Genomic DNA, 6,087 nt, shown 5'->3' with positions numbered 1-6,087 from the left:
AGGGCGCTATCCTTTTTATGGCAATACGAAGTACCCCCGTTTTTTATAAAAACAGCCTCCGCCACTTGCAGAATCCGCCAAGTCATTACTCACCAATACTTTAGAAGCTTTTTAGCCCAGGTTTCGGGGGAACTTCAATTGTCTTAAACCAAGCGTTCTGGTGCATTTAGGATGCCATCCATTTGTGTTGTTGCAGAAAACCTCTGGTTGATTGAACTTTTTAAATCCACAATGATTTGAATCACCATTCCTCTCGTGTATCTTTTAAGCTATGACAACAATACAAAAAAATGGTCCCAAAGTGACAGTTATCATTCCGCATTGGAATGGAATTGAGGTGTTAGAACCCTGCCTTCGCTCATTGGAAGCCACTCAGTATAATTATCTGGAAATTGTTGTCGTAGACAATGCCTCATCAGATGATAGTGTTGCCTTTGTTCAACGAGAATTCCCTGGTGTAAAAGTTATTCAAAATTCTGAAAATCTGGGATTCGCAGGTGGCTGTAATGTTGGATTGCGAGAAACTGAATCAGAATATTACCTCGTACTTAATAACGATACAACTCATGATTCGGATTGGATTTCCCCTCTGGTTGAACAGATGGAGATGGATGCCAATATTGCGGCAGTGCAACCCAAAATTATGTCCGCTCAAAACCCTGAAGTCTTTGACTATGCAGGAGGTGTCGGTGGGCTGATGGATATATTGGCCTTCCCTTACGCTCTGGGTAGAATTTTCACGACTACTGAGAAGGATGATGGCTATTACGATACACCGAGAGATATCTTTTGGGCCAGCGGAACAGCTCTCCTGATACGCGGAGCAGCCCTTGAGGATGTTGGCTTGTTTGACGAAGATTTTTTTGCCCATATGGAAGAAATTGATCTATGCTGGCGATTCCATAATGCAGGTTGGCGTGTGGTCAATGCCCCAAAATCAAGAATATTTCATCATTCCGGCTGGACCCTTCCACCTGATCGCTACCAGAAAAAGTATTTGAATCATCGCAATAATCTGATGATGATTGTCAAGAATTACCCCTTTGCCTATCTCGCTGCCATATTACCAGCCCGTCTTACTCTTGAAGGAGTGGCCTTTGTATTCTCAGCCTTGATTCGTGACTGGAAACGCATGGCTGCCATTACCATGTCTATTGGATGGAATTTTTCCCACCCCTTTCTCCTGATAAAGAAACATCAAGAAGCTGGTAAAAAGCGAAAACCTCAAGCAGTAACGGCGACTCTGCGAAGGATGTATGGCGGATCCATTTTCTTTCAATACTTTTTACGCGGGCGTAAGCGAGCCAGGGACATACAGGGATGATGCCGGCAACGTTTTTTGCCTTCATAGGGGCCCTATTTGGAATCCTAACGGTTGCCTTAGGTGCATTTGGAGCACATGCCTTAAAATCAATTTTGGATAGCTACGGCCAAAACATTTGGGCGAAGGCAGTTTTCTACCAGGCTATTCATGCCCTCCTGCTCCTACTTCTGCCAACTTTATCAAATTACTTAACCCCCAAAGCATTGAACGTTACTGGGGACATGATTATCTCGGGTGTTTTGCTGTTTTCAGGAAGCCTTTATATTCTGGCTCTCAGTGGAAAGAAATATTTTGGAGCCATTACCCCCATTGGTGGTGTTGCACTTATTTTAGGGTGGTCATGGTTAGCAATCTCACTATTTAAGGCTACTTTTCGATCATGAATGGAATACGTCCCTGGCGTCGATCCGATCTGCCCTCTATCCAAAGGGTTGCCTGGGAAACCTGGGCTGATGCTTATGGGGCCTTCGTTCCTGAGGAAGACCGAAAAGATTTCCATGAGTCTTACTATGCTCTTCAAAAACTTCAGAATCTGTATGATTCAAAAATAGTTGATGGTTGTGTCGCTCTGGTTGACGATCTCATTGTAGGCTATAGTAAAACATACTGGAATCAACAGGACCTCCAATTTTTTATTACATCGCTCTATGTATTGCCATCGTATCAAAAGTTGAAACTGGGAAAGCGTATGATGGAATACGGAATCAATATCGCTAAAACAAATTATAACGTTGATCGTGTTTGGCTGGGTGTCATGGTTGAAAATCTGCCAGCTATTGACTGGTATAATCGTCAGGGATTCATCTTTGAGGATAGCAAACCATTTACCATCGGTAAAACGACCATAGAACATCTATATGGGTATAAACTGATCTAAATCAGATTTATCCCCCAGGGAGGAAATATGCCAATTTTAATTTCAGGAATCTCAGGAGTCCGCGGAATCATCAATGATGGGTTCGACGAACAGGTCGTTAAAGTATACACACGAGCTTTTGCTCAACTCATGGATAAGGGGCGGATCGTTATTGCCCAGGATAGTCGACCATCAGGAGAAATGTTCAAAGGGATAGTTGAAGAAACCTTAAGCCAATTGGGGTGTGAAATCATTGATTGTGGGATATGTCCCACGCCAACTGCTCAGCTTATGGTGAAAGACCTGAATGCCAGAGGTGGAATCATTGTTACCGCCAGTCATAACCCCATTGAGTGGAATGCCTTGAAATTTGTTGGTGCTGAAGGTCTGTTTCTTGACTCAGATGAGCACAAGCAGCTTCAAATCGAATTGGCAAAGGTAAAGGAATCTGGTCCCTTAAATACTGAGCGGAGCGGTTCCGTAACCAAACTTGATGATAGACTTGAACGGCATATTGAGAATGTAATGGCCCTGGACCTCATGAATGTGAGCGCTATTCGAGAATTGAAACCCAAGGTTGTTATTGACGCCATTAATGGTGCTGGATCAGAAGTTTTACCTGCCTTCCTGGAGCGGTTGGGATGCGAAGTATTTCCCATCAACTGCAACAATGATGGAAATTTTGTCCATACCCCTGAACCCTTGCCTGAAAATCTCATGGAACTTAGAAAGACAGTGAGTCGATTAGGTGCTGACATTGGATTTGCTACGGATCCTGATGCTGACAGGCTGGCTGTTGTTGATGCTTTTGGAAATCCCCTGGTTGAAGAATACACACTGGTATTGGCCGCCTACCATGCCCTGCGACATGCCAGCGAGGATGATCGTCGACCCCTGGTGACCAATTTAAGTTCAACCAAAGCTCTGGATGATCTGGCTGAGCGTTATGGAAGACACGTTATAAGAACACCCGTTGGTGAAATTCATGTTGCCCGTAAAATGCAACAACAAGACACACTGATTGGTGGCGAAGGTAATGGCGGCGTAATTTTAGCTGAATCTCACCTGGGTCGTGATTCCCTGGTAGCATCTGGACTGATTCTGTCGCTTATGGCTGAAACAAAGCAATCAATACGTGAAATCGCAGATGATCTTCCCCGGTATGAGATGGTGAAGGATAAAATCAATGTGCAAGGGTATCAACCTGCAGAAATTCTTCAGTCTCTGGCGGAAAAATATGCCAGCCTTGTTCCCAATCTTGAAGATGGGGTAAAGATTAGCTGGAAGGATCGCTGGGTTCATTTTCGTGCCTCAAACACAGAGCCCATTGTCCGTATCTTTGCTGAAGCTTCGACCCAGACCATTGCGGCTTCTCTGGTGAGTGAGTTTAAAACGGAGATTCAGGATTTATTATAACGACATGCAATCCATATGATGGCTAACACCAGCGTGGGTGTAAGTATCCCATGAAAAATTATCCGGAAATCAAAACAGATCGTCTCCTACTTCGAGGATTTCAACCATCTGATGCCCTGGAGATACAGAAGTTAGCTGGCGCTCTTGAGGTTGCTGAAATGACCCTCAATATTCCCCACCCATATCTGGATGGCATGGCAGAGACCTGGATGGAAAACCATCAAAAAGATTTTGAATCAGGCGAAGGTTTGGTTTTCGCCATGGTTGATCTGAAATCAGACAAATTGTTGGGTGCTGTTGGCCTCACCATTACACGTCGATTCAATCGTGCCGAACTTGGCTACTGGGTTGGTAAACCTTTTTGGGGTCAGGGCTTTGCCACTGAAGCCTCAACGTCGGTGCTGGCATATGGCTTTGAGATAATACAATTGAACAAAATTCATGCGAGTCACATGACGCGGAATCCAGCCTCCGGACGGGTCATGCAAAAAATAGGCATGGAGCCGGAAGGTGTCCTCAAACAACATGCCATCAAGTGGGATCAGTTTGTCGATCTGGCTGTCTATGGGATACTGTCATCAACCTGGCTGGCGCAACATACGCAATGATTTGATATGCTAGAGCCTCACTACAATACCGTCATTATTGGTGCTGGCCCAGCTGGACTTATTGCTGGCGTTGAGGCCCACAATCCTGATCATAGTATTGTTATTCTGGAAAAAATGCATAAAACAGGTATCAAGCTGCGTATTTCAGGCAAGGGTCGCTGCAATATCACCAATGAAGAGAGCATGCGGAGCTTCCTGAACCGATTTGGGAAGAAGGGTCGTTTCCTCAAGTATGCGTTTTCACAATTTTTCAATCATGATTTGCTCAAATATATAAATGATCTGGGGGTTCCTACAAAGCTGGAGCGGGGTGGGCGCTACTTTTGTGAGAGCGATAGAGCGACGGATATTGCTGTAGCGTTCGAAAAGAAACTAAGCGAATTAAATATCCCTATCGCCATGAAAGCACATGTGACCAGAATTGAAAAAAATGATGGTGGTCAATATATTCTTCAGGTAAAACAGGGAGAACATCAGACTCAAGTGCTGGCGGATCAGGTGTGTGTTTGCTCTGGAGGATTGGGGTACCCGGCAACTGGATCAACTGGAGAGGGATACGCCATGGCTCAAGCCTTTGGCCATACCATCGTTGATACGGCTCCATCTCTCGTACCCGTTTTAACTGCCGGTGATATTGCAAAACGAGTGATGGGTGTTAGCTTGCGAAATATTTCTCTCTCAATCTGGGATGAGGGCAAAAAAGTCACTGAAATGTTTGGGGAAATGATGTTCACACGAAAGGGAGTGACAGGTCCCATTATTTTGACCTTAAGTGAAACCCTGGTGACCATGCTTGACTCCCGGAGGGAAGTTCAAATCAAAATTGATCTCAAACCTGCTCTGGATCATAAGAAATTGGATCAACGACTGCTTAGAGAGTTGTCGAATAACAGCAAAAAGAATTTCAGAAGCTTGCTGAAATCTCTTTTGCCCCTGAAAATGATCGATCTATTTGTAGATTTGCTGGAGGTGGATCCAGAGAAGAAATTACATCAGGTGACTGGAGAAGAGCGGAAACGGTTGAGGATGTTGCTCAAAGAATTTCCCATGCAAGTTATTGGTCATGATTCCTATGATCATGCCATAGTAACTTCAGGTGGGATTTCCTTAAAAGAAATAGACCCAACTACCATGGAATCCAAGTTGGCGGAGAATCTGTATTTTGCAGGCGAGGTTATTGATGTAAATGGTGAAACGGGTGGCTATAATCTGACCTCAAGCTGGTCAACTGGATATTTAGCAGGACGATCGATGCGAAACAAGAATCTGGGAGTGTAAATCATGAATAAGAACAAACGCTCAGGGGTGATCAAATTGATGCTGGGTAAAATCTGGCTGAAATTGACGGGCTGGAAATACGAAGGGCATCTGCCTACAAGGGGTAAGTATATTCTGATTTGTGAGCCTCACACCAGCAATTGGGATTTTATCTTTCTATTGGCAGCCATGTTTATGGATCGTATTAAAGTGTCCTGGCTGGGTAAGCACACCTTGTTTAAAAAGCCCTTTGGCGGATTTATGAAATGGCTGGGTGGAATACCTATTGATCGCAGAAGTACTCATGGTGTTGTTGAGCAGATAGCTGACCATTTTGCAGCAAATGAGAATTTGATGATTGCCCTGGCTCCCTCAGGAACGAGAGCCAAGCGAGATCACTGGAAATCTGGATTTTATCATATGGCATATTCGGCACAGGTACCACTTTTGCTTGGATATGTAGATTTCCCCACAAAAACTGTGGGAACGGGTCCGCTAATAAACCTCTCGGGAGATATCAAGAAGGATATGGATATGCTCCGGGAGTTTTATGCTGATATCAGGGGAGATCATCCTGAACTTGAGTCAGACATCATTTTGAGAGAAGAGCAAGAAGCCTAAATTCA

At 44.3% G+C, this 6,087-nt stretch carries 7 protein-coding genes; all 7 read left to right on the top strand.

Annotated elements, in window-relative coordinates; all coding sequences use genetic code 11:
• Positions 1-271: 271 nt before the first annotated feature.
• The 7 genes from ISR87_07860 to ISR87_07830 are packed head-to-tail and all read left to right on the top strand — an operon-like array spanning position 272 to position 6,082.
• Complete coding sequence (locus ISR87_07860; protein MBL7025359.1) at positions 272-1,324, top strand: glycosyltransferase family 2 protein; 1,053 nt, start codon at positions 272-274, stop codon at positions 1,322-1,324.
• The gene (locus ISR87_07855) at positions 1,324-1,707 is read left to right on the top strand and encodes a DUF423 domain-containing protein (protein MBL7025358.1); all 384 of its coding nucleotides are present in this window, start codon (positions 1,324-1,326) and stop codon (positions 1,705-1,707) included. The genes ISR87_07860 and ISR87_07855 overlap by 1 nt, the downstream gene beginning before the upstream one ends.
• Entirely contained in the window at positions 1,704-2,201 is a 498-nt protein-coding gene (locus ISR87_07850; protein MBL7025357.1) for a GNAT family N-acetyltransferase, read from the top strand. The genes ISR87_07855 and ISR87_07850 overlap by 4 nt, the downstream gene beginning before the upstream one ends.
• A gap of 27 nt (positions 2,202-2,228) precedes the next feature.
• Entirely contained in the window at positions 2,229-3,596 is a 1,368-nt protein-coding gene (gene glmM, locus ISR87_07845; GenBank protein ID MBL7025356.1) for a phosphoglucosamine mutase, read from the top strand.
• A 50-nt stretch (positions 3,597-3,646) separates the two neighbouring features.
• On the top strand, positions 3,647-4,204 hold the full coding sequence (locus ISR87_07840) for a GNAT family N-acetyltransferase (protein MBL7025355.1): 558 nt from the start codon (positions 3,647-3,649) through the stop codon (positions 4,202-4,204).
• A gap of 6 nt (positions 4,205-4,210) precedes the next feature.
• Positions 4,211-5,482, top strand: a complete 1,272-nt coding sequence (locus tag ISR87_07835) for an NAD(P)/FAD-dependent oxidoreductase (protein ID MBL7025354.1) — start codon at positions 4,211-4,213, stop codon at positions 5,480-5,482.
• Positions 5,483-5,485: 3 nt separating this feature from the next.
• Positions 5,486-6,082 (top strand): lysophospholipid acyltransferase family protein, encoded by a 597-nt coding sequence (locus ISR87_07830; GenBank protein MBL7025353.1) that lies wholly within the window; start codon positions 5,486-5,488, stop codon positions 6,080-6,082.
• The last annotated feature ends 5 nt before the right edge of the window (positions 6,083-6,087 follow it).

The organism is Candidatus Neomarinimicrobiota bacterium, from assembly GCA_016784545.1.
In the GTDB taxonomy this organism is placed as follows: Bacteria; Fidelibacterota; UBA8477; order UBA8477; family JABMPR01; genus JABMPR01.
This window is presented reverse-complemented; position numbering and strand designations above follow the sequence as displayed.

Coding starts and splice junctions, on each gene's coding strand:
- ISR87_07860 (MBL7025359.1), top strand. CDS start 272: ATGACAACAATACAAAAAAATGGTCCCAAAGTGACAGTTATCATTCCG.
- ISR87_07855 (MBL7025358.1), top strand. CDS start 1,324: ATGCCGGCAACGTTTTTTGCCTTCATAGGGGCCCTATTTGGAATCCTA.
- ISR87_07850 (MBL7025357.1), top strand. CDS start 1,704: ATGAATGGAATACGTCCCTGGCGTCGATCCGATCTGCCCTCTATCCAA.
- glmM (MBL7025356.1), top strand. CDS start 2,229: ATGCCAATTTTAATTTCAGGAATCTCAGGAGTCCGCGGAATCATCAAT.
- ISR87_07840 (MBL7025355.1), top strand. CDS start 3,647: ATGAAAAATTATCCGGAAATCAAAACAGATCGTCTCCTACTTCGAGGA.
- ISR87_07835 (MBL7025354.1), top strand. CDS start 4,211: ATGCTAGAGCCTCACTACAATACCGTCATTATTGGTGCTGGCCCAGCT.
- ISR87_07830 (MBL7025353.1), top strand. CDS start 5,486: ATGAATAAGAACAAACGCTCAGGGGTGATCAAATTGATGCTGGGTAAA.